The 22260-nt window shown below is 61.2% G+C and carries 21 protein-coding genes and 1 riboswitch; of the genes, 12 read left to right on the forward strand and 9 right to left on the reverse strand.

The window, feature by feature from the left end; genetic code table 11:
* Positions 1-11: 11 nt before the first annotated feature.
* Genes AC07OV_RS15725 through speB form a run of 4 tightly spaced genes read right to left on the reverse strand, consistent with a single transcriptional unit; the run spans position 12 to position 4335 of the window.
* Positions 12-1394 carry a sodium:solute symporter family protein gene (locus AC07OV_RS15725; protein ID WP_176996250.1) on the reverse strand — a complete coding sequence of 461 codons (1383 nt, stop codon included), beginning with the start codon at positions 1392-1394 and terminating at the stop codon, positions 12-14.
* Between the two features lie 35 nt (positions 1395-1429).
* Positions 1430-2941: a purine-cytosine permease family protein gene (locus AC07OV_RS15730; protein ID WP_176996249.1), complete on the reverse strand. Its 1512-nt coding sequence runs from the start codon at positions 2939-2941 to the stop codon at positions 1430-1432.
* Between the two features lie 21 nt (positions 2942-2962).
* Positions 2963-3385, reverse strand: coding sequence for a YybH family protein (locus AC07OV_RS15735; RefSeq protein WP_176996248.1), 423 nt, complete (start codon positions 3383-3385; stop codon positions 2963-2965).
* Positions 3385-4335, reverse strand: a complete 951-nt coding sequence (gene speB, locus AC07OV_RS15740) for an agmatinase (protein WP_021490873.1) — start codon at positions 4333-4335, stop codon at positions 3385-3387. The genes AC07OV_RS15735 and speB overlap by 1 nt, the downstream gene beginning before the upstream one ends.
* 248 nt (positions 4336-4583) lie before the next feature.
* On the opposite strand from speB, the gene AC07OV_RS15745 reads away from it, so the two are divergent.
* From AC07OV_RS15745 to AC07OV_RS15775, 7 genes are all read left to right on the forward strand, one after another.
* A complete protein-coding gene (locus AC07OV_RS15745; RefSeq protein WP_017134867.1) occupies positions 4584-5477 on the forward strand; it encodes a LysR family transcriptional regulator in 894 nt (297 codons plus the stop codon).
* A gap of 6 nt (positions 5478-5483) precedes the next feature.
* Positions 5484-6092: a tRNA-uridine aminocarboxypropyltransferase gene (locus AC07OV_RS15750; RefSeq protein WP_495092535.1), complete on the forward strand. Its 609-nt coding sequence runs from the start codon at positions 5484-5486 to the stop codon at positions 6090-6092.
* 103 nt (positions 6093-6195) lie between these two features.
* Entirely contained in the window at positions 6196-7098 is a 903-nt protein-coding gene (gene cysM, locus AC07OV_RS15755; RefSeq protein ID WP_178919840.1) for a cysteine synthase CysM, read from the forward strand.
* Entirely contained in the window at positions 7098-8450 is a 1353-nt protein-coding gene (gene rlmD / locus AC07OV_RS15760; RefSeq protein WP_494997568.1) for a 23S rRNA (uracil(1939)-C(5))-methyltransferase RlmD, read from the forward strand. The genes cysM and rlmD overlap by 1 nt, the downstream gene beginning before the upstream one ends.
* Before the next feature lie 137 nt (positions 8451-8587).
* Complete coding sequence (gene relA, locus AC07OV_RS15765) at positions 8588-10831, forward strand: GTP diphosphokinase (protein WP_176996244.1); 2244 nt, start codon at positions 8588-8590, stop codon at positions 10829-10831.
* Positions 10832-10989: 158 nt separating this feature from the next.
* Positions 10990-11823 carry a nucleoside triphosphate pyrophosphohydrolase gene (gene mazG, locus AC07OV_RS15770; RefSeq protein ID WP_495092546.1) on the forward strand — a complete coding sequence of 278 codons (834 nt, stop codon included), beginning with the start codon at positions 10990-10992 and terminating at the stop codon, positions 11821-11823.
* Between the two features lie 25 nt (positions 11824-11848).
* Positions 11849-12394 (forward strand): DUF2058 domain-containing protein, encoded by a 546-nt coding sequence (locus AC07OV_RS15775; RefSeq protein WP_176996243.1) that lies wholly within the window; start codon positions 11849-11851, stop codon positions 12392-12394.
* Between the two features lie 173 nt (positions 12395-12567).
* On the opposite strand, the gene AC07OV_RS15780 is transcribed toward AC07OV_RS15775, so the two are convergent.
* The 4 genes from AC07OV_RS15780 to purM form a co-directional block, all read right to left on the reverse strand.
* Positions 12568-12756, reverse strand: a complete 189-nt coding sequence (locus AC07OV_RS15780; RefSeq protein ID WP_178919837.1) for a hypothetical protein — start codon at positions 12754-12756, stop codon at positions 12568-12570.
* Positions 12757-13135: 379 nt separating this feature from the next.
* A complete protein-coding gene (locus AC07OV_RS15785) occupies positions 13136-13849 on the reverse strand; it encodes a DUF3108 domain-containing protein (RefSeq protein WP_176996241.1) in 714 nt (237 codons plus the stop codon).
* Between the two features lie 8 nt (positions 13850-13857).
* Complete coding sequence (gene purN, locus AC07OV_RS15790) at positions 13858-14508, reverse strand: phosphoribosylglycinamide formyltransferase (RefSeq protein ID WP_071482945.1); 651 nt, start codon at positions 14506-14508, stop codon at positions 13858-13860.
* Positions 14508-15566, reverse strand: a complete 1059-nt coding sequence (purM, locus tag AC07OV_RS15795) for a phosphoribosylformylglycinamidine cyclo-ligase (protein WP_034099596.1) — start codon at positions 15564-15566, stop codon at positions 14508-14510. The genes purN and purM overlap by 1 nt, the downstream gene beginning before the upstream one ends.
* A gap of 354 nt (positions 15567-15920) precedes the next feature.
* On the opposite strand from purM, the gene AC07OV_RS15800 reads away from it, so the two are divergent.
* From AC07OV_RS15800 to AC07OV_RS15820, 5 genes are all read left to right on the forward strand, one after another.
* Entirely contained in the window at positions 15921-16961 is a 1041-nt protein-coding gene (locus AC07OV_RS15800) for a DUF2066 domain-containing protein (protein WP_495092536.1), read from the forward strand.
* A gap of 42 nt (positions 16962-17003) precedes the next feature.
* Entirely contained in the window at positions 17004-18077 is a 1074-nt protein-coding gene (locus tag AC07OV_RS15805; RefSeq protein WP_176996238.1) for an AI-2E family transporter, read from the forward strand.
* A gap of 203 nt (positions 18078-18280) precedes the next feature.
* Complete coding sequence (hda, locus tag AC07OV_RS15810; RefSeq protein ID WP_010208669.1) at positions 18281-18985, forward strand: DnaA regulatory inactivator Hda; 705 nt, start codon at positions 18281-18283, stop codon at positions 18983-18985.
* 213 nt (positions 18986-19198) lie between these two features.
* Positions 19199-19828 (forward strand): C40 family peptidase, encoded by a 630-nt coding sequence (locus AC07OV_RS15815; RefSeq protein ID WP_176996237.1) that lies wholly within the window; start codon positions 19199-19201, stop codon positions 19826-19828.
* 145 nt (positions 19829-19973) lie between these two features.
* Positions 19974-20513, forward strand: coding sequence for a C40 family peptidase (locus AC07OV_RS15820; protein WP_176996236.1), 540 nt, complete (start codon positions 19974-19976; stop codon positions 20511-20513).
* 76 nt (positions 20514-20589) lie between these two features.
* On the opposite strand, the gene AC07OV_RS15825 is transcribed toward AC07OV_RS15820, so the two are convergent.
* Complete coding sequence (locus AC07OV_RS15825; protein WP_495092537.1) at positions 20590-21903, reverse strand: PQQ-dependent sugar dehydrogenase; 1314 nt, start codon at positions 21901-21903, stop codon at positions 20590-20592.
* A gap of 99 nt (positions 21904-22002) precedes the next feature.
* A riboswitch (cobalamin riboswitch) is annotated at positions 22003-22260 on the forward strand.

Below are 22260 nucleotides of genomic sequence, written 5' to 3' on the forward strand. Positions count from 1 at the left end.
CCTGTTACATATCAAACCGCCCGCGCCGCCATCGCCTCCGGCTTGCGCGACAACAGGCTCACCAGCACGAAGCTCACCAGCCCGACTGCCAGGCTGTAGTAGATCGGCGTGTTCGCATCCAGGCCATCCTTGAACATGAACACCAGTGCGGTCACAAAGCCCAGGGTCATGGAGGTGATTGCGCCGGAGGTGGTTGCCCGCTTCCAGAAGATCGCGCCGATCAGCGGGATCAGCATGCCGCCCACCAACAGGTTGTAGGCCAGGGTCAGGGCGCTGATCACGTCGTTCACCACCAGCGCGATACCCAGTACGGCGATACCGGTCAACATCGTGAACAGGCGGTTGATCGCCAGGCTCGACTGCTTGCCGCCGCGCAGGCGTGGCAGCAGGTCTTCGGTCAGGACAGTGGAGGCGGCCAACAGGCCAGCGCTGGCGGTGGACATCATCGCGGCCAGGGCCGCCGCAATCACCAGGCCACGGATGCCGTCCGGCAGCGACAGTTTGACGATGGCGGCGAAGGCGTTGTTGACGTTGTCCAGGTTGGGGATCAACACATGCGCTGCCATGCCGATCAATGCGCAGGCCAGGCCGTAGAGAATGCAGTAGAAGCCGGCGAAGGTGCCCGCATACTTGGCGACCTTTTCATCACGGGCAGTGAACACGCGCTGCCAGATGTCCTGGCCGATCAGGATGCCGAAGAAGTAGATCATGAAGTAGGTGATGATCGTGTCCCAGCCGATTTCGGTGAAGCTGAAATTCGACGCCGGCAGCTTGGCCACCAGCTCATCCCAGCCGCCGACGCGGTACAGGCAGATCGGCAGCAGGATAAACATCAGGCCGACGGTCTTGATCACGAACTGCACGATGTCGGTGAGGGTCAGCGACCACATGCCGCCGATGGTCGAATACACCACCACCACGCCACCGCCCAGCAGCACCGAGATCCAGAACGGCAGGCCGAACAACACTTGCAGCACGGTGCCGATTGCCAGGATCGAGGTCACGCCGATCATCAAGGCGTAGGCCAGCATGATCACCGCACTCGCTTGGCGGGCCATGGGGTTGTAACGTTTTTCCAGCACTTGGGTCACGGTGAAGATTTTCAGCTTCAGCAGCGGCTTGGCCAGGAACAGGTTCAGCGCGATGATCCCCATGCCCAGCGCGGCGCACAGCCAGAAGCCGGAGATGCCGTGAACATAACCCAGGCGCACGGTGCCGACGGTGGACGCACCGCCCAATACTGTGGCGGCCATGGTGCCCATGTACAGCGAAGGGCCCAGGTTGCGACCGGCTACCAGGTAGTCTTCGTGGGTCTTGGCGCGGCGCATGCCGTAATAGCCGAGCACGAGCATGCCGGCGGCGTAGATGAGTACGACGAATAAATCCAAAGCCATGACGGCGGGTCTCCGATTATCTTTTTTATGAGCGATCAGGCGGCGTGTTGCAGCGCCGGTTTAACGCGCGCATCCGTGCGCTTGCTGCGAGGGTCCGCCGGGCCGTAGACAGCGGCCGGTTCCGGAAACACGCGAAGCAAGGTCAGGTACACCACCGACGCCAGTCCCAGCGTCACCGGCAAGCTGATATCGATGCCGTCGGCGAGGTTGCCCAGCGGCCCGACAAACTGCCCCGGCAGGTTGACGAAGCACAGGCCCACCAGCGCACTCGGGATCCAGGCCCCCAGCCCGCGCCAGTTCCAGCCATGGCTGAACCAGTAGCGACCACCGGTTTCGCCACGGGTGAACACCTGCAGGTCATCCGGGCAGTAGTAACCACGGCGCACGATCAGGCCGATGATCATCATCACCATCCACGGTGTGGTGCAGGTGATGATCAGTACGGCGAAGGTCGACACGCTCTGCACCAGGTTGGCGGCGAAACGTCCGATGAAGATGAAGGCAATCGACATCACCCCGATCAGCAACGTGGCCTTGACCCGCGACAGCAGGCGCGGGAACACGCTGGACATGTCCAAGCCCGTGCCATACAGCGAGGTGGTGCCGGTGGACATGCCGCCGATCACCGCGATCAGGCACACCGGCAGGAAGAACCAGCTCGGTGCCACGGCGAGCAAACCGCCGACGTAGTTGTTGGCCGCGATGTAGTCCGGCGCCTTGATCGCCACGATGGTCGCGGTGGCCAGGCCGAACAGAAACGGGATCAAAGTGGCGATCTGCGCCAGCACCACCGCCAGCATGATGCGCATTTTCGGCGTTTCACGTGGGATGTAGCGCGACCAGTCACCGAGGAACGCCCCGAAGGAAATCGGGTTGCTCATGGCCACCAGCGCGGCACCGATAAACGCCGCCCAGAAGCCGGTCTGGCCCAGTGCGACGGTGCCGGCGAAGTGGCTGTCGAACGCCGGTGCGAAGGCAAAGATGCCCAGCAGGAACAACAGGCTCGCGGCCCACACCGCAATGCGGTTGACCCATAGCATGAAGCGAAAGCCGTAGATACACACCGTGAGCACGAGCAGGGCGAACAGGCCATAGGCCAGGCCCAGGGTCAGGTCGGTTTCCGGCAGGCCTACCAGACGTTTCGCACCGCCTACCAGCGCGTCACCTGAACTCCACACCGACAGTGAGAAGAAGGCAATCGCCGTCAGCAATGACAGGAAAGAGCCGACAATCCGCCCGTGCACGCCAAAGTGCGCACCGGAAGACACGGCGTTGTTGGTGCCGTTGATCGGCCCGAACAGGCCCATGGGTGCCAGGATCAGCGCACCCACCAGCACGCCCAGCACAATCGCCCAGACACCGGCCTGGAACGACAAGCCGAACAGCACCGGGAAGGAACCCAGCACGGCGGTGGCAAAGGTGTTGGCACCGCCGAAGATCAGTCGGAACAGATCCTTGGGGCCGGCAGTGCGTTCGTGGTCCGGGATCTGTTCGACCCCGTTGGTTTCTATTTTGCGAATACTGTTTTCGTTGTTTTTATTATTCATGATCAGCTCCGATCACATTGGCTAAGGGGGCGGCAGCCCTTCCGGCATTGCGGACAAATGTTCGTGACAGGCCAGCCACAGGCCTTGTTCTTGTTGTTCGCTCGTCCCTTGTCGCTTGAAGACAATGGTCTCGCGTTCCTGGCTAAAAAATTGCTCCCCGTTCATGCGCAGCTCGGTGGCCACGTCATGAATAAAAATCGCCACGTCGCCCTGCAGGCTGACAACGGCATTGCTCGAGGTGCAGGACAGCACCTCGAACCCCTCGTCCTGGCGCCAGCTGTCCCACAACGCCTGGTAGGCGTCGCGGCTGAGCAGCGGCTGGGGGAGGGTGTAGAACACAAAGCTGGCATCGGCCGTGAACGCGCCGAAGTAGGCGGCGCGGTCATTGCGGGCGAAGGCCGACACCAGGTCGGCCGCGGCTTTCAGTACGTCGTGGGCGCTCATCAGCGGTGGGCCACGCCGGGCAGTACGCAGAGCATCTCGTACAGCAGGTTGGCGCCGAGCAGCGAGGTGTTGCCGGTGGTGTCGTACGGCGGCGAAACTTCTACCAGATCACAACCAATCAGGTCGAGGCCCTGGCAGCCACGAATGATCTCGATGGCCTGGATGGTGGTCAGCCCACCGATTTCCGGGGTGCCGGTGCCGGGTGCCCACGCGGGGTCGATACCGTCGATATCAAAGCTCAGGTACACCGGGCCGCCGCCGACTTTTTCACGCACTTCGGCCATCAGCGGCGCGAGCGAGTGGTGCCAGCATTCTTCGGCCTGGACCACTCGGAAGCCCTGTTTGCGGCTCCAGTTGAAGTCTTCGGCGGTGTAGCCCTGGGCACGCAGGCCGATCTGCACCACGCGGTCGCAGTCCAGCAAGCCTTCTTCCACCGCGCGGCGGAAGGTGGTGCCGTGGGCGATTTTCTCGCCGAACATGTGGTCGTTGACGTCGGCGTGGGCATCGATGTGCACCAGCCCGACCTTGCCGTGTTTCTTGTGGATCGCCCGCAGGATCGGCAGGGTGATGGTGTGGTCGCCACCCAGGGTCAGGGGGATCACATCGTGCTCGAGGATCTCGTCGTAGGCTTCTTCGATGATGCGCACGGCGTCGAGCAGGTTGAAGGTGTTGATCGCCACGTCACCGATGTCGGCCACCGACAGCGAATCGAACGGAGCAGCACCGGTGGCCATGTTGTACGGGCGAATCATCACGGATTCAGCACGGATTTCACGGGGCCCGAAGCGGGTGCCGGCGCGCAGGGAGGTGCCGATGTCCAGGGGCACGCCGATAAAGGCGGCGTCCAGGCCCTTGGCCGTTTGCAGGTGGGGCAGGCGCATCATGGTGGCGATGCCGGCGAAGCGCGGCATTTCGTTGCCGCCCAGTGGTTGGTGGAAAATCTTGTCCACGGGAGTGCCTCATCGTTGTTTTGTTTATTAGGGGCCGATAATGCGAAATACGCCGATACGAAAGAATCGGCAGGGGCAAATACTTAGTTCAGATTTTTCTAAACTAATGCCTGAGGTAAACTCCGTTCAAATGTGGGAGCTGGCTTGTCTGCGATAGCGGTGGGTCAGCTTGCACCTGTATTGCTGATACACCGCCATCGCGGGCAAGCCCGCTCCCACAGGATTATGTGTGTGCCTTCGGAGACCCCATGGCCAATGCCTTGCCCGACCTGAAACTCCTGCGCATCTTCGTCAGCGTCGTGCGGCACCAGGGGTTCGCCAACGCCCAGCACGAACTCAACCTGTCCACGTCGGCCATCAGTACCTACATGAGCCAACTGGAGTCGGCGTTGGGCCTGGTGCTGTGCCATCGTGGCCGGGGCGGGTTCAGCCTCACCAGCAAGGGCGAGTTGTTTCATCAGGAAACCCTGCGGTTGCTGGGTGAGCTTGAGGGTTTCGAGCAGTACGCCGCGGCACTCAAAGGCGAACTGCGCGGCACGCTCAAGCTGGGCGTGCTCGACTCCACCGTCAGCGACAAGGCTTTGCCCTTTGCTGAAGTGATCGGTGCCTACAGCCTGGAGCACCCGGCCGTTCACCTGCACCTGTCGGTAATGAGCCCTTATGAGCTGCAACTGGGCGTGCAGGACAATCGCCTGGACCTGGCCATCGGCGCCTTTTCCAACCGCATGAGCGGCCTGATCTATATGCCGCTGTACCGTGAGCAGCACTGGTTGTATTGCAGTACGCGCCATCCTTTGTTCAACGAACGGCGCATCCCCGAACAGGTCATTACCCAGCAACGCATGGTCGGGCGCGGTTACTGGAGCCAGGCAGAACTCGCGCGCCACGGCTTCAAGCACAGCGCCGCCACGGTGGAAAGTATGGAGGCGCAGCTGATCCTGGTGCTGTCCGGCGCCTATATCGGCTACCTGCCGGAGCACTACGCCCAGGCATGGGCCGACAAGGGCGACCTGCGCGTGTTGCTGCCGGCGACCTTTGGCTACCAGGCGCCGTTCTCGATGATCATGCGCCGTGGCCGCAGCCGCGAGCCGCTGATCCAGACCTTCCGCGACTTGCTCAAAGCTCAGCTCAACCAGGCCTGATAAACCATGTCCAGACCCCAATGCTCCCGCTGCCTGCGGCCCGTTACCCACTGCCTGTGCCCGCTGATCCCCTGCCTCGACAGCCGCACCCGGGTGTTGCTGTTGCAGCACCCGAGCGAGGTCAACCATGCGCTCAACACTGCGCGGTTGGCGGCGTTGGGGTTGAACAATGCGCAGTTGGTGGTGGGCGAGGTGTTTGAGGACTTGCCCAGCTTGCTCAACCCACCGGGCTATCAGGCCCGACTGTTGTTTCCGGCCGATGATGCCCAGCCATTGCAGGCCTACGCATCTTCCGATCAGCCGCTGCTGCTGGTGGTCCCCGACGGCACCTGGCGCAAGGCGCGCAAAATGTTGCACCTCAACCCGCTGCTGGCCGCATTGCCTCGAGTCACCCTGGCCGAGGGCGGCGTTTCCCGCTATCGGCTGCGCAAGGCGCCGGCACCGGGGGCCTTGTCCACCATTGAAGCGATTGCGCAGGCATTACAGGTATTGGAAGTGCCACGATCGTTTGAAGCGTTGCTCAAACCGTTCGAGGCGTTGATCGAGGGCCAGATTGTGGCGATGGGGGATGAGGTGTTTCAAAGAAACCATGGCGATGGCCCTGCCGGCCCATGACCGGCTTATTCCTTTAAGCCATAAGCACCGCACTTTGCGTGATATGGCCCGCCGGCCTTTCCCGGTATGATGTGCGCCCCGCAGTCTGGATTGCGAATACGCCATGACCTTGCAGTACCCTACAATCGCCGATTGCGTCGGCAACACGCCCCTGGTCCGCTTGCAACGCATGGCGGGTGAAACCAGCAACACCCTGTTGCTCAAGCTCGAAGGGAACAACCCGGCCGGTTCCGTGAAGGACCGCCCGGCGCTGTCGATGATCACCCGCGCCGAATTGCGCGGGCAGATCAAGCCCGGCGACACCTTGATCGAAGCCACCTCGGGCAATACCGGGATCGCCCTGGCCATGGCCGCAGCGATCAAGGGTTACAAGATGATTTTGATCATGCCCGACAACGGCAGCGCCGAACGCAAGGCGGCGATGACCGCCTATGGCGCCCAGTTGATCCTGGTCACCCAGGAAGAAGGCATGGAAGGCGCGCGTGATCTGGCCGAGCGCCTGGCCGCCGAAGGCCGTGGCCTGGTGCTGGACCAGTTCGCCAACGGTGATAACCCCGAGGCGCACTACACCACCACTGGCCCGGAAATCTGGCGCCAGACCGGGGGCACCATCACCCATTTCGTCAGTTCCATGGGCACCACCGGCACCATCATGGGCAACTCGCGCTACCTCAAGGAGCAGAACCCGGCGATCCAGATCGTTGGTCTGCAACCGATGGAAGGCGCGGCCATCCCCGGTATCCGCCGCTGGCCCGAGGAGTATCTGCCGAAGATCTACAACGCGACCCGCGTGGACCGCATCATCGACATGGCCCAGCGTGAAGCCGAAGACACCACCCGCCGCCTGGCGCGTGAAGAAGGCATCTTCTGCGGCGTGTCCTCGGGCGGCGCCGTGGCCGGCATGTTGCGCTTGTCCAAAGAAGTGGAAAACGCGGTGATCGTCGCGATCATCTGTGACCGAGGCGACCGCTACCTGTCGACCGGCATCTTCGACGAACCCAACTGATGGCCAAGCACGAGAGAGGCCTGCGCTTCCAACCGACGGGCGGCAGCCGGGCCCCGCAGATCCCTGTAGGCAAGAAGCAAAAACTGACCATCGAGCGCCTGGCCAATGATGGCCGGGGCATCGTGTTCTTCGAAGGCCGTACCTGGTTTGTGAACGGTGCGCTCGCCGGCGAAGAAGTCGAGGCGCGGGTGTTGGGCGCTCACGGCAAAATCGTCGAGGCGCGTACCGAGCGGGTGTTCAAAGCCAGTGAATTGCGCCGGCCGGCGCCGTGTGCCCACGTCGGCCGTTGTGGCGGCTGCAGCGTGCAGCATTTGCCCCATGCCGAACAACTTGCCCTGAAACAGCGCATGCTCGCCGAACAATTGTCCCGTGTGGCGGGTGTCGAGCCGCAAGAATGGGCGGCCCCACTCAGTGGGCCGGAATTTGGCTACCGTCGCCGTGCCCGTGTGGCGGTGCGTTGGGACGCCAAGGCCAAACATCTGGAGGTGGGTTTCCGCGCCGTGGCTAGCCAGGACATTGTGGCCATCGACGATTGCCCGGTGCTGGTACAGGCCTTGCAACCGATCATGCAGCGCTTGCCAAACATGTTGCGGCGCCTGAGCAAACCACAGGCCCTGGGGCACGTGGAGTTGTTCAGTGGCACGTCCATCGCCGTGTTGCTGCGGCATATGGCGCCGTTGTCCGACGCAGACCTGGCGGTGTTGAAAGAATTCTGTGCCTTCCATGAAGCCCAGCTGTGGCTGCATGGCGAGGGGCAACCAGAGCCGGTCGAAGCCGACGCGGAGCTGGGCTTCCGGTTGGAGCAGTGGAATCTGGAGTTGGCTTACCGCCCGGGCGACTTCGTGCAAGTCAACGCTGGCGTCAACGAGGCGATGGTCGCCCAGGCCCTGGAATGGCTGGCGCCACAGCCGGATGAGCGCGTGCTGGACCTGTTCTGTGGCCTGGGCAACTTTGCCCTGCCACTGGCCCAACAGGTGCGTGAAGTGGTGGCGGTAGAGGGTGTACAGACCATGGTCGACCGGGCGGCGCTCAATGCCGTCAGCAACAATTTGCATAATGCGCAGTTTTTTCAGGCCGATTTGTCCCAGCCTTTGACCGACGCAGAATGGGCCAAACAGGGCTTTTCTGCGGTACTCTTGGACCCACCTCGTGATGGTGCCCTGGAGGTCGTGCGCAAGCTGGCGACCCTCAAGGCCAAGCGCCTGGTGTATGTGTCCTGCAACCCGGCCACGCTGGCGCGGGACACGGTTGAGTTGGTCAAGCAAGGCTACCGGCTAAAGCGTGCCGGGATCCTCGACATGTTTCCGCAGACAGCGCATGTCGAGGCCATGGCGTTATTTGAAGCGGGCTAGGATGCCCGTTTAATCCGACTGGCCTGCATTCTCCAGGGCCGTGACCTGCCAGGGAGCGTGTGTAAGCTTTAACAGTTAAAGCAGGTCAGCGATGATTTTTGGCGCATCGAAGGTGCGTCGTAGGGAAGGTAAGCAAGATGGTACAGGTGAGAGCACACCAGCCGATCAACACCGACGGCAGTATCAATCTCGAGGCATGGCTGGATCATGCCGTCAGTGTCGACCCGGCACTGGACCGTGAAGCCTTGAAGGCCGCTTGCGAGTTCGCTCGTGAGTCGGAGCAGCAAAACAATGCGGCCAAGAACCTGTGGGCCGAAGGCACTTCAAGCTTTCGCACCGGGTTGGAAATCGCCGAGATCCTCGCCGATCTCAAGTTGGACCAGGATTCACTGATCGCCGCCGTGCTCTATCGCGGCGTGCGTGAAGGGCATATCGCGTTGCCGCTGGTCAGCCAGCGTTTCGGCGCCGTGGTGGCCAAGCTGATCGACGGCGTGCTGCGCATGGCCGCCATCAGCGCCAGCCTCAGCCCGCGCCAATCCATGGTGCTGGGCACCCAGGGCCAGGTCGAGAACCTGCGCAAGATGCTCGTGGCCATGGTCGATGACGTGCGCGTTGCACTGATCAAGCTGGCCGAGCGCACCTGCGCGATCCGCGCGGTGAAGACCGCCGACGACGAAAAACGCAATCGCGTTGCCCGTGAAGTCTTCGATATCTACGCGCCGCTGGCGCACCGCCTGGGTATCGGCCACATCAAGTGGGAGCTGGAGGACCTCTCCTTCCGCTACCTTGAGCCCGACCAATACAAACAGATCGCTACGCTGCTGCACGAACGGCGCCTGGACCGTGAGCGCTTTATCACCGATGTGATGAACCAGCTGCGCTCCGAATTGCAGGCTACCGGTGTTGAAGCCGACATCAGCGGCCGTGCCAAACACATCTATTCCATCTGGCGCAAAATGCAGCGCAAGGGCCTGGCCTTCAGCCAGATCTACGACGTGCGTGCAGTGCGCGTGCTGGTGCCGGAAATGCGCGACTGCTACACCGCGCTGGGCATCGTCCACACCCTGTGGCGGCACATTCCCAAGGAGTTTGACGACTACATCGCCAACCCCAAGGAGAACGGCTACCGCTCGTTGCATACCGCCGTGATCGGCCCCGAAGGCAAGGTACTGGAAGTGCAGATCCGCACCCACGCCATGCACGAAGAGGCGGAGCTGGGTGTGTGCGCGCATTGGCGCTACAAGGGCACCGACGTCAAGGCCGGGTCCAACCAGTACGAAGAGAAAATCTCCTGGCTGCGCCAAGTGCTGGAATGGCACGAAGAGCTGGGCGACATCGGCGGCCTGGCCGAACAGTTGCGGGTGGATATCGAGCCGGACCGGGTCTACATCTTCACCCCTGACGGCCATGCCATCGATTTGCCGAAGGGCGCCACGCCGCTGGACTTTGCCTACCGCGTGCACACCGAGATCGGCCACAACTGCCGGGGCGCCAAGATCAACGGGCGCATCGTGCCGCTCAACTACAGCCTGCAAACCGGTGAACAGGTCGAGATCATCACCAGCAAGCACGGCACGCCGAGCCGCGACTGGCTGAACCCGAACCTGGGCTACATCACCACGTCGCGGGCACGGGCGAAGATCGTCCACTGGTTCAAGTTGCAGGCCCGCGACCAGAACGTCGCAGCCGGCAAAACCTTGCTCGAGCGCGAATTGGCGCGCCTGGGCCTGCCGCAGGTGGACTTCGACAAGCTGGCCGAAAAGGCCAACATGAAGATCGCCGAAGACATGTTCGCGGCGCTGGGTGCCGGCGACCTGCGCCTGGCGCAACTGGTCAACCTGGCCCAGCAACTGGTCGAGCCGGAGCGCGGCAGCGAACAGTTGGAACTGATCCCACGCAAGGCCACGGGCTACAAGCCGGGCAAGCGCGGCGACATCCAGATCCAGGGCGTGGGCAACCTGATGACGCAAATGGCCGGTTGCTGCCAGCCGTTGCCGGGCGACGCCATCGTCGGCTACATCACCCAGGGCCGGGGCGTGAGCATTCACCGCCAGGACTGCGCCTCGGTGCTGCAGCTGGGCGGGCGTGAGCCGGAGCGGATCATCCAGGTCAGTTGGGGGCCGGTGCCGGTGCTCACCTACCCGGTGGATATCGTCATTCGCGCCTACGACCGTTCCGGTTTGCTGCGTGACGTCTCGCAAGTGCTGCTCAATGAGCGGATCAACGTGCTGGCGGTCAACACCCGCTCGAACAAAGAGGACAACACCGCGTTGATGTCCCTGACCATCGAGATTCCGGGGCTGGACGCATTGGGGCGGTTGCTGGGGCGCATTTCCCAGTTGCCGAACATCATCGAGACGCGGCGTAACCGCACCCCTTGATGCGGTACAACCCGTGGGAACCGGGCTTGTGTGGGAGCTGGCTTGCCTGCGATAGCATCGCCTCGGTCTGCTTGATGGACCGAGTTGTCAGCATCGCAGGCAAGCCAGCTCCCACAGTTGATTTTCAGTGTTCTGGAAATATGCGCAGAGATTGAATGATGTATTCGCTTGAAGACCTGCTACATCTGATGAACCGCCTGCGCGACCCGCAATACGGGTGCCCGTGGGACATCAAGCAAACCTACGCCACCATCGTGCCCCATACCCTGGAAGAAGCCTACGAGGTTGCCGATGCCATTGAGCGCGGTGATTTCGATCACCTGCAAGGTGAGTTGGGCGACCTGTTGTTCCAGGTGGTGTATTACAGCCAGCTGGCGCGGGAAGAGGGGCGTTTTGAGTTCGCCGGGGTGATCGACAGCATTACCCGCAAGCTCATTCGCCGCCATCCTCACGTGTTCCCTACGGGCGACTTGTATGCGCCATTGGACATCCCGAAACTGAGCGAGGAAAAGGTCAAGGAGCGCTGGGAGCAGATCAAGGCCGAGGAGCGTGCGGAAAAATCCGACGCGCCGGAGCAATTGTCCCTGCTTGATGATGTGCCCACCGCCTTGCCGTCTTTATCCCGTGCCGCCAAATTGCAGAAGCGCGCCAGCCAGGTCGGTTTCGACTGGCCATCCGCGCTGCCGGTGGTGGACAACGTGCGCGAAGAGCTGGATGAAGTGCTCGAAGCCATGGCTGATAACGATTCTGCGGCCATCGCTGATGAGGTCGGCGACCTGCTGTTTGCCGCCGTCAACCTGGCCCGTCACCTCAAGGTCGACCCGGAAGCCGCACTGCGTGGCGCCAATGCCAAGTTCGAACGACGTTTCCGATTTATCGAACAGGCATTGCGCGATACGCACAAACCCATAGAAGATTGCACCCTCGAAGAGTTGGACGCCCTGTGGGGTGAAGCCAAACGTCAGGAAAAGAATGTGTCCAGCTGCGGTTGAGCAGTTGCCTAAGTGAGTAAGCACCATGAGCCTTTCCCTTCGCGACCAGTTGCTCAAAGCAGGTCTGGTCAACCAAAAGCAGGCCAAGCAGGTCGGCAAAGAGAAACAGAAGCAGCAACGTCTGGTCCACAAAGGCCAGATCGAAGCCGATGACACCCAGGCGCGCCTGGCCCAGGAAGCGCAGGCCGAGAAGGTCAAGCGCGACCAGGAGCTGAACCGCCAGCAGCAGGAAAAAGCCGAGGCCAAGGCCCGCACGGCACAGGTCAAGCAACTGATTGAAACCTCGCGCCTGCCCAAGTTGACCACCGAGGACTACTACAACTTCGTGGACGACAAGAAGGTCAAGCGCCTGTCGGTCAACACCTTGATGCGCAACAAGCTGAGCAACGGCTCCCTGGCGATCGTGCATCACGGTGGCGGCTATGAAGTGATCCCGCGTGAAGCGGCGCTGAAGATCCAGGAGCGTGCACCGGAGCGTATCGTGCAGCTCAATGTCCTCACCGAAAGCCAGGTGCCGGATGAGGATGATCCATACGCCGCCTACCAGATCCCGGACGATCTGATGTGGTAAGCCGGTAAAAACAACAAACCCCGCCAATGGCGGGGTTTTTGTTTGTAGTGAGCGGGCTTGCCCCGCGCCGGGCTACGTAGCGGCCCCTTCAATACAAAACCCGCTCAAAAGGCGGGTTTTGTGTTTTCAGGTATCAAGGCTGCGTGGGCCAGGGACCCGAACCATACGAATACTCAGGAGCTTTGCGCCTGGCGTTTCAGTTCGAGACTTTCGAGCTCGTTTTTATAATTGTGGGCTTCGTTCTCGTTGTGAAACATGCCGACCAGCTGATCTTGCTGATGTACATCCCAGATATGAATCCCGTGGGCTACTGCTTCGTGGGACATATGTTCGTCGTCGCGTTCAGTTACTTTTACAGTCATCTGCTTGCTCCAATCTCTGGTTGATCTGCGGCAAGTCGTCGCAGGCCTCTTTTATATGTTTTGTTAGCTTGCTAAGTAAACCGATTTTCCGCGCAACAATTCTTTGCATAAAACGCAACTATCCTGCAGGCCACGTAAACCGTGACATTGCGTCGCAGGTCATTGAGTTTTATGACAGAAGTTTCATGTTCGGGTCAGGCTTATGGGGCTGTATTGGCCATGCTGACGCCATCGCCGGCAAGCCGGCTCCTACAGTTTGAACGCATTCCTCCTGTAGGAGCCGGCTTGCCGGCGATAGCGGTAGAAGCTTCAACGCAAAACCGACAGGCAAAAAAAAGCCCCGCATTCCGCGAGGCCTCTTCTCTAACTCACCCGCCCATCAGCTGCCTTTGACAGCCTTGCCGTCAACGGTGCCGTCGAGCAGCATGATGTTGTATTCCTTGCCGTCGGTTTCAACCTGGCGCAGGGCAACCAGGATGCCGCCCCAGTCCTTGGCAAACCACATCTGGGTGATGCGCTTGCTCTGCGACGGGTCGCGTACACGCTCGACCTTGATCGCATCGATGGAGCCGGCCTTGGTCTGGACCTTTTCCGGGCCGATCACGCGGAAGTCGTAGGTGTCGACATCAGTGCCTTCGACCACGCGGTAGCTCATGCTCTTCTTGCCGGCAGCCACGTCACGTTGCAGCGCCAGCTGGTAAGTCGACTTGTCGAGCATGCCACTTTCGAGGGTGACGTTGACCGGGTCCTTGTTTTCGAAACCGGTGACCTTGTTGGTCGAGTGGTCGAAGTCCAGGTTGATCTTCTTCGCCTTGCCCAGGCCGCCGCGTTCGAAGGTGTAGCTCTTCGGTTGCAAGGCGTCCTTGTCGAATTGGATCACGCTGGTTTCGGTGAGGCTGGCAATCATCATGGAAGCCTTGAAGTTCAAGGTCCAGGAGCCATTGTCATTCTTGGTCAGGCTGCGTTCGGCCGAACCACTCATGGGCAACTGTTTCCAGTCGGCGGTGTAGCTGGCGGAGAAAGGGTGAAGGTCTGCTGCTTGCACGGCAGGCAAGGCGAACAGCGCAAAAGCGAAGAGCAAGGCGCGACGCATAAAATCTCCTAGGTTCGAATCAAGTGGCCGCTGGCCGCGAGTAACTGACCGTCCAATAATGCACCCTGTTCACCAAGAATCAACCGCCCCTCGGCAAACCAGCGAACAGCCAGCGGGTAAATCCTGTGTTCCTGGGTGTGAACCCGTTGCGCAAGCGTCTGCGCCGAGTCTGCAGACTCTACCGGAACCACTGCCTGTACGACCAGAGGCCCGCCATCGAGTTCCTCGGTGACAAAGTGCACGCTGCAGCCATGCTCGCTGTCGCCAGCATCAAGCGCGCGCTGGTGCGTGTGCATGCCTTTGTACTTGGGGAGCAGGGAAGGGTGGATGTTGAGCAGGCGCCCTTCATAGTGGCGCACGAAGTCAGCGCTGAGGATGCGCATGAAACCGGCGAGTACCACGAGTTTTGGGTTGAAGGCGTCGATCAGTTCGACCAAGGCGCTGTCGAAGGCCTCGCGGCCCTCGAAAGCCTTGTGATCCAGCGAACGGGTTTCGATACCCGCGTCCCTGGCGCGTTGCAGGCCGTAGGCGTCGCTGCGGTTGGAGATCACCGCAGCAATGCGCACCGGGCTGTCGCCGGTGCGCGTGCTGTCGATCAGGGCCTGCAAGTTACTGCCGGTGCCGGAAAGCAGCACCACGACATCACAGGTCTGAGACATTAATGAGCCTTGAGGTTCTTCAGTTCAACCTGGGCTGCGCCTTCCGGGGCAGTGGCGATCTGACCGATGACCCAAGGCTGCTCGCCCGCTTCACGCAGCACGTTCAGCGCGGTTTCAACGTGTTCTTGTGCCACGCAGATCACCATGCCCACGCCGCAGTTCAGCACGCGGTGCATCTCGGTTTCGTTGACGTTGCCTTTCTCTTGCAGCCAGTCGAAGACTGCAGGACGCTGCCAGCTGGCCACGTCGACGATGGCCTGGGCGCCTTTTGGCAGGACGCGCGGGATGTTGTCCAGCAGGCCGCCACCGGTGATGTGGGCCATGGCTTTGACAGCACCGGTGTCCTTGATCAGCTTGAGCAGTGGCTTGACGTAGATGCGCGTCGGGGCCATCAGCAGGTCGGTCAGCGGCTTGCCGTCGAGCTGGGTGTTCTCGATGTCGGCGCCGGACACTTCGATGATCTTGCGGATCAGCGAGTAACCGTTGGAGTGCGGGCCGGAGGACGGCAGGGCCAGCAGGGCGTCGCCCGCGGCGACTTTGGAACCGTCGATGATTTCGGCTTTTTCTACAACGCCAACGCAGAAGCCGGCCAGGTCGTAGTCTTCGCCTTCGTACATGCCCGGCATTTCAGCGGTTTCGCCGCCTACCAGGGAGCAACCCGACAGTTCGCAGCCAGCGCCGATACCGGTGACCACTTGTGCCGCGGTGTCCACGTTCAGCTTGCCGGTGGCGTAGTAGTCGAGGAAGAACAGCGGCTCGGCGCCGCATACCACCAGGTCGTTGACGCACATGGCAACCAGGTCGATGCCGATGCTGTCGTGTTTGTTCAGGTTCAGTGCCAGGCGCAGCTTGGTGCCCACGCCGTCGGTGCCGGAGACCAGTACAGGCTGCTTGTAGCCGGCCGGGATTTCGCAGAGGGCGCCAAAACCGCCCAGGCCGCCCATGACTTCGGGGCGCGCAGTGCGCTTGGCGACGCTCTTGATGCGTTCGACCAATGCTTCACCGGCGTCGATGTCTACACCGGCGTCCTTGTAGCTCAGGGAGGGTTGCTTGCTCATGATCCAGGCCTTTAGGGGGGATTTCTGGGTAACGACCGAGCGGGCAGGCGCTTTTTGTAAAAGGCCCAGCCGTTGACGGTCTGCGAAGGCGCGCGATTTTATCAGGCTTGAGGGGCAGCGGCCATCCTCGGGCCGACGGGCAGGGCCATATCCGTGAAAAAAGCTGGTTAAAAATGCTGACCGGGTCTGCCAAGGCGCGTATTAAGGTATAGCCTTGAACCCGCTATCGTTATGACGTTGCGAAAACTTACCAAGACCCTGTGAATGTTTTACCAGTCGCTGTGGTCACAGCCTTGGCAAACCGAGTTCACACGGTCTGTTCCAGCCGCTAATTTTGTCGTTCGGGAATCTTTCATGCGTCTGTGCAAATTCTTCTTTGTAGGCTGCTTGTCGTTGGTCAGCCTGGCGAGTCATGCCGAAACCCTCAATGGTCTTTACCAAGTACTTGAACCGGTCAGCAGTCAGTCGCCCCAAGAGCGTGACCAGGCCACCCAGCGCGCCGTGCAGACCCTGGTGATCCGCCTGACCGGCGACGCCAAGGCTGCCGATGGCCCGGGCCTGGCGGCCGTCCGTAAAGATCCGCAACAAATCATCAGCCAGTACGGCTACGACGCCGGCCCTCCCGAAAGCCTGCAAGTGGATTTCGATCCGGTGAGCACCGACCGCGCCTTGCGTGAGGCGGGTTTGTCGATCTGGGGCAGCAATCGGCCGTCGATCCTCGGTTGGTGGCTGAACGACTCCACCGAAGGCAGCAGCCTGGTCGGTGACGGCCAGGCGGTCGCCCAGGCATTGCGCCGAGCCGCACAACATCGTGGCTTGCCGCTGCGCCTGCCGTTGGGTGACCTGGACGAGCAAGTGGTCGCCACTGGGCCGAACCTGGAAAACGCTGACGCCACACCCTTGCGCGCCGCGTCCGAGCGTTACGGCGCCGATGCGTTGCTGGCGGTGCATGCGCGCCAGGAAGGCAGCCAATGGCAAGCCAAGTGGCGCTTGTGGCTGGGTGACAAGAGCGAGCAGGGCACCGCCCAAGGCGCTGATACCGGCGCCGTCGCCGACGCGGTGATGCTGGCGGTCAGTCAGAAGCTCGCGCCACGCTTCGCGGTCAAGCCGGGCGTGAGTACTGAACAACTGCTGGAAGTGCAGGGCATGACCCTTGAGCGTTATGCCGCACTGGGCCATCTGCTTGAGCCGTTTGGTGGGCAGCCCCAATTGGTCGATGGCAATCGCATCGTGTACCGCGTCAATGGCAGTGCCGATCAGTTGCGTACCCAGTTGAGCCTGGCCAAGTTGCAGGAAGTGCCTGCGGGTGAGGCACCTGCACAGCAGCCGGCAGTGGAGGGCACTCAACCGGCCCCTGCTCCCGAGCCTCAGGCGCAACTGCGTTTTCGTTGGTAAATGTTCTTCCTTATATAGAAGCAGCTAGAGATGGAGTGGTTTATGGCGGATACGCGTCGTTGGGTGTGGCTTGGCGGGATTGTCCTGCTGTGCGGTTTTGTGTTTTTGCTGCATTCGATCCTGACGCCGTTCCTGGTTGCGTTGCTGCTGGCTTATCTGTTCGATCCGGTGGTGGATCGCCTGGAGAAAGTCGGCCTGTCGCGCACCTGGGGCGTGGTGGCGGTGTTCGCCTTGTTCACCTTGATCATCACGGCATTGGTGCTGGTCCTGGTGCCGATGCTGGCCAAGCAGCTGTTTCGCCTCTATGAACTGGCGCCGCAGATGCTCGACTGGCTGCAGCACACGGCCATGCCGTGGGCCCAGGCCAAGCTGGGGCTGTCGGATGGGTTCTGGAAGTTCGACAAGGTCAAGGCGGCCATCAGCGAACACATGGGGCAGACCACCGATATCGTGGGTGTGGTGCTCAGCCAGGCCACGGCGTCCAGCCTGGCGTTGATCGGCTGGCTGACCAACCTGGTGCTGATCCCGGTGGTGGCGTTCTACCTGCTGCGCGACTGGGACATCATGATGGCCAAGATCCGCAGCCTGCTGCCGCGTAATCGTGAGGAGCGCATCGTCTCTCTCGCCGAGGAGTGTCATGAAGTGCTGGGGGCGTTTGTACGTGGCCAGTTACTGGTGATGCTGGCGCTGGGGATTATCTACGCAGCGGGCCTGATGGCGATCGGCCTGGAGCTGGGCCTGTTGATCGGTCTGATCGCCGGCCTGGCCGCTATCGTGCCGTACATGGGCTTTGTGATCGGTATCGGCGCGGCGCTGGTGGCGGGGTTGTTCCAGTTTGGTGGCGACCTGTATCCGATGCTGGGCATCGTTGCGGTGTTCATGGTGGGGCAGGCGTTGGAGGGCATGGTGCTGACGCCGTTGCTGGTGGGCGACCGGATCGGTCTGCATCCGGTGGCCGTGATCTTCGCGATCCTGGCGGGTGGTGAGCTGTTCGGCTTTACCGGCATCCTGCTGGCGCTACCGGTGGCGGCGGTGATCATGGTGCTGGTGCGCCATGTGCATGATCTGTACAAGGATTCGGATGTATACACGGGGGTGGAAGACCCCGACCTGTAACCCCTTCGTCACAAACCCGGCCCAGGCCGGGTTTGTTGTTTATGGGGGAACTGCGTCAAACAATTTGCGCAAATCGCCCAAGTTAACGCAAACCTTTGATTTTGCTTGTGGTCTGCTGCATTGTGCGCCCGGCGTCACGGGTATAAACTTTGCAAACTTTACACAGAGGCCACTAACGGTTCGTTTGGAGCCGTTCAGTCAGCATGAAACCGATTCAGCTGCCCTTGGGTGTGCGTCTGCGTGACGACGCCACCTTTATCAACTACTACCCAGGCGCCAATGCCGCTGCACTCGGCTATGTCGAGCGGCTTTGCGAAGCCGACGCCGGGTGGACTGAAAGCCTGATCTACCTGTGGGGCAAGCACGGCGTGGGGCGTACCCACCTGTTGCAGGCCGCGTGCCTGCGCTTCGAGCAGATGGGCGAGCCGGCGGTATACCTGCCCCTGGCGGAGTTGATGGATCGTGGGATCGGTATCTTCGACCATCTGGAACAATACGAGCTGGTGTGCCTGGACGATCTGCAAGCGATCGCCGGCAAGGCCGAGTGGGAAGAGGCGTTGTTTCACCTGTTCAACCGCCTGCGTGACAGCGGCCGGCGCCTGTTGATCGCGGCATCCACCTCGCCACGCGAGTTGCCGATCAAGCTGGCTGACCTCAAGTCGCGCATGACCCTGGCGCTGATCTTCCAGATGCGCCCGTTGTCCGACGAGGACAAATTGCGTGCCTTGCAATTACGCGCTTCCCGTCGCGGCCTGCACCTCACTGACGAAGTGGGGCACTTTATCCTCACGCGTGGCACCCGAAGCATGAGTGCGTTGTTCGACTTGCTCGAGCAACTCGACCAGGCCTCTTTGCAGGCCCAGCGCAAGCTCACCATTCCCTTCCTTAAGGAAACCCTCGGCTGGTAGCCAACCCTTGTGTTTCGCGGCTCCTGGCAAATTCCAGGCGCCAGAAAACCTGCGTTTGGGCCGGTTTGGCCACGCAAAAGGCACGTATAGGGTGTTAAGGGCTTAGATGTCATAGTCCAAACAAGAAGTCACATAGATCACGATTGAATTTGCAAATCGATCTGATAGCGGGCATAGTCTCGACTTCTTTACATATCAGCCACGGTCGTGCCCATGCTAAATCGCTTCGCACCCCTCGTGCCCCTCGCACTCGTTACCCTGTTGTTTGGTTGCGCCTCCCACCCTCAACAAGTGGCAGAGCAGCAGAAAACCCAACAGCAGTCCCAGGCAAAATTCGTTGCATCGCAGTCTTCCACTGTTTATGAGGAAGAAGTTGCAACCGAGAAGGAACTGGCCGACTTCGCCGGCAACAAGCCTTATCAGCTTCCAGTTCTGGCCGACAGCATTCTTGAACGCGGCATGTCCCTGATCGGTACCCGTTACCGTTTCGGCGGTACCTCTGAAGCCGGTTTCGACTGCAGCGGCTTCATCGGCTACCTGTTTCGCGAAGAGGCGGGCATGAACTTGCCACGCTCCACCCGCGAAATGATCAACGTGGATGCACCGTTGGTCGCGCGCAACAACCTCAAGCCGGGTGATCTGCTTTTCTTCAGTACGGCGGGTCGTGGTCGCGTAAGCCATGCCGGTATCTACCTGGGCGACAACCAGTTTATCCACTCCAGCAGCCGTCGCAGTGGCGGTGTTCGAGTCGACAACCTGGGTGACAGCTACTGGAGCAGAACCTTCATCGAAGCCAAGCGCGCACTCGCCATGGCCCCGACGACGGTTACCGCTAGCAAGTAAACTTAAAGTGATACTTGAAGTTTGACGTGTAAGCGCTAGAATCCTTGGATATTGTTGGAATCCGTTCGCGCGAGCTTTGCTTGCGCGTTCTGGTTTTCAGCGTTCGGCAGCGAAAAGCCGCATCCAGACCAGGATTGTTCTGCCCATGTCGACCTCAGCCCGCCTCATTCTTCTCGTTTGCGCCGCGCTCCTCAGCGCCTGCGCAAGCCGCCCACCGCCCCCTGCGTTCGTGGCGGCCAAGCCCAAGCCAGTGTTCAACTATTCCAGCCAGAGCTTCTCGCCTGCTGCCGAAGACGTGCTCTTCCGTGCGCTGGGTCTGGTGGGCACGCCTTACCGCTGGGGCGGCAACACACCGGACTCCGGTTTCGATTGCAGTGGCCTGATCGGCTTTGTCTACCGCGATGCGGCGGGCATCTCGTTGCCGCGCACCACCCGTGAGTTGATCGTGATGCGTGCCCAGGACGTCAGCGAAGAAAACCTGCAGACCGGCGACTTGCTGTTCTTCGCCACCGGTGGCGGTTCACAGGTCAGCCATGCCGGGATCTACGTGGGGGAAGGGCGTTTTGTGCACGCGCCGCAAACCGGCGGTACGGTCAAGCTGGATACCTTGTCCAAGGCGTATTGGCAGAATGCCTACCTGAGCGCCAAGCGCGTGTTGCCAGCAAACCTGGCTCGCAACCCCTGACAAAAAACTGTAGGAGCCGGCTTGCCGGCGATGAGGCCCTTGAGGACGCCATCGCCGGCAAGCCGGCTCCTACAGTTCATTTTGCGGCCGACACCCGCCACACCTTGTTCCCCACATCATCGGCCACCAGCAAGTCCCCCTGCTGATCAATCACCACACCCACCGGCCGACCCATGGCCTTCTCGTCGTTGTCGAGAAACCCAGTCAGCACGTCCACCGGTTGCCCTTTGGGCTGGCCACCCTCGAACGGCACAAAGATCACCTTGTAGCCACTGTGCGGCTTGCGGTTCCACGACCCATGCTGGCCGATGAACGCCCCGTTGCTGAACTGCGCCGGTAGTTTATTACCCTCGGCAAACGTCAGCCCCAATGACGCCGTATGTGGGCCCACGGCATAGTCCGGCGCAATGGCCTTGGCCACCAGGTCCAGGTTCTGCGGCGAAACGCGAACATCCACGTGCTGGCCGTAATAACTGAAAGGCCAGCCGTAGAAACCACCCTCCTTGACCGACGTGATGTAGTCCGGCACCAGATCACTGCCGATTTCGTCGCGCTCATTCACCGCCGTCCACAGCTTGCCCGTCTGCGGCTCCCACGCCATGCCATTCGGGTTGCGCAGGCCGGAGGCGAAGATGCGGTGCTGACCCGAGGCGCGATCCACTTCCCAGATCGCCGCCCGACCTTCTTCCGCTTCCAGGCCGTTTTCGCCAACGTTGCTATTGGAGCCAACGCTCACATACAGCTTGCTGCCGTCCTTGCTCGCCACCACGTTCTTGGTCCAGTGGTGGTTGATGCTGCCACCTGGCAGGTCGACCACCTTGGTACCGGCTGCCTTGATCGCGGTTTCGCCCGGCTGGTAGGGGAAACGCAGCAGTTTGTCCGAGTCCGCCACGTACAAATCGTTGCCGACCAGGGTCATGCCGAACGGTGAGTTCAGGTTCTCCAGGAACACTGTGCGCGTCTCGGCAACGCCGTCGTGGTCGGCATCGCGCAGCAATGTGATGCGGTTCGGGCTCGGCACACCGGCGCCGGCGCGGCCCATGACCTTCTCCATCACCCAGCCGCGAATCCCCTTGGCGTCATCCGGTTTGGGCGGCGCATTGGTTTCGGCCACCAGCACATCGCCGTTGGGCAGCACATACAGCCAGCGCGGGTGGTCCAGCCCTTCGGCGAACGCGGCCACTTGGGTGCCAGCGGCCGCCGTGGGTTTTGCGCCCTCAGGCCAGCCGATCGCCGGGGCGATGTTGACGGTCGGGATCAGTGTCTTGTTCGGTTCGGGCAACTTGGGCGAAGGGCCGGTGCCATCGGACACCTGCAACGTTGAGCTTTCACCGCAGGCGGCGAGGGTGCCTGCGAGCATGATCAGCAAGGCGAGTCTGGTTTTATGCATGGTTTTCTCCTTGATACCTGTAAGGGTAGAGGAGTGCGGCGGTCCGATGGTTCAAGTGCGAGGCCAGCTTTAATTGACGCTCCACCCCCAACCCACTAACCTTCGCGGCTTGTTCCAGGTGCTCTGTGGCGCATGCGTCGACAGGGTGAAACAGGGAAGCCGGTGAGTGAGCACACTTGTACACAGTGCTGCCGCGATTCCGGCGCTGCCCCCGCAACGGTAAATGAGTCAAGACGCTGCCTTTTGCCACTGTATCGCGCGCGATATGGGAAGGCGCAACGTCGGCCTGCTCGCTCTTTTCATAAGCGCAGGGCGCCACTCATGAGCCCGGAGACCGGCCCGGAGCATCCAACAGCA

This window comes from Pseudomonas sp. GW821-FHT09A09 (genome assembly GCF_059418405.1).

Coding starts and splice junctions, on each gene's coding strand:
- AC07OV_RS15725 (WP_176996250.1), bottom strand. CDS start 1,394: ATGGCTTTGGATTTATTCGTCGTACTCATCTACGCCGCCGGCATGCTC.
- AC07OV_RS15730 (WP_176996249.1), bottom strand. CDS start 2,941: ATGAATAATAAAAACAACGAAAACAGTATTCGCAAAATAGAAACCAAC.
- AC07OV_RS15735 (WP_176996248.1), bottom strand. CDS start 3,385: ATGAGCGCCCACGACGTACTGAAAGCCGCGGCCGACCTGGTGTCGGCC.
- AC07OV_RS15745 (WP_017134867.1), top strand. CDS start 4,584: ATGGCCAATGCCTTGCCCGACCTGAAACTCCTGCGCATCTTCGTCAGC.
- AC07OV_RS15750 (WP_495092535.1), top strand. CDS start 5,484: ATGTCCAGACCCCAATGCTCCCGCTGCCTGCGGCCCGTTACCCACTGC.
- cysM (WP_178919840.1), top strand. CDS start 6,196: ATGACCTTGCAGTACCCTACAATCGCCGATTGCGTCGGCAACACGCCC.
- rlmD (WP_494997568.1), top strand. CDS start 7,098: ATGGCCAAGCACGAGAGAGGCCTGCGCTTCCAACCGACGGGCGGCAGC.
- relA (WP_176996244.1), top strand. CDS start 8,588: ATGGTACAGGTGAGAGCACACCAGCCGATCAACACCGACGGCAGTATC.
- mazG (WP_495092546.1), top strand. CDS start 10,990: ATGTATTCGCTTGAAGACCTGCTACATCTGATGAACCGCCTGCGCGAC.
- AC07OV_RS15775 (WP_176996243.1), top strand. CDS start 11,849: ATGAGCCTTTCCCTTCGCGACCAGTTGCTCAAAGCAGGTCTGGTCAAC.
- AC07OV_RS15780 (WP_178919837.1), bottom strand. CDS start 12,756: ATGACTGTAAAAGTAACTGAACGCGACGACGAACATATGTCCCACGAA.
- AC07OV_RS15785 (WP_176996241.1), bottom strand. CDS start 13,849: ATGCGTCGCGCCTTGCTCTTCGCTTTTGCGCTGTTCGCCTTGCCTGCC.
- purN (WP_071482945.1), bottom strand. CDS start 14,508: ATGTCTCAGACCTGTGATGTCGTGGTGCTGCTTTCCGGCACCGGCAGT.
- purM (WP_034099596.1), bottom strand. CDS start 15,566: ATGAGCAAGCAACCCTCCCTGAGCTACAAGGACGCCGGTGTAGACATC.
- AC07OV_RS15800 (WP_495092536.1), top strand. CDS start 15,921: ATGCGTCTGTGCAAATTCTTCTTTGTAGGCTGCTTGTCGTTGGTCAGC.
- AC07OV_RS15805 (WP_176996238.1), top strand. CDS start 17,004: ATGGCGGATACGCGTCGTTGGGTGTGGCTTGGCGGGATTGTCCTGCTG.
- hda (WP_010208669.1), top strand. CDS start 18,281: ATGAAACCGATTCAGCTGCCCTTGGGTGTGCGTCTGCGTGACGACGCC.
- AC07OV_RS15815 (WP_176996237.1), top strand. CDS start 19,199: ATGCTAAATCGCTTCGCACCCCTCGTGCCCCTCGCACTCGTTACCCTG.
- AC07OV_RS15820 (WP_176996236.1), top strand. CDS start 19,974: ATGTCGACCTCAGCCCGCCTCATTCTTCTCGTTTGCGCCGCGCTCCTC.
- AC07OV_RS15825 (WP_495092537.1), bottom strand. CDS start 21,903: ATGCATAAAACCAGACTCGCCTTGCTGATCATGCTCGCAGGCACCCTC.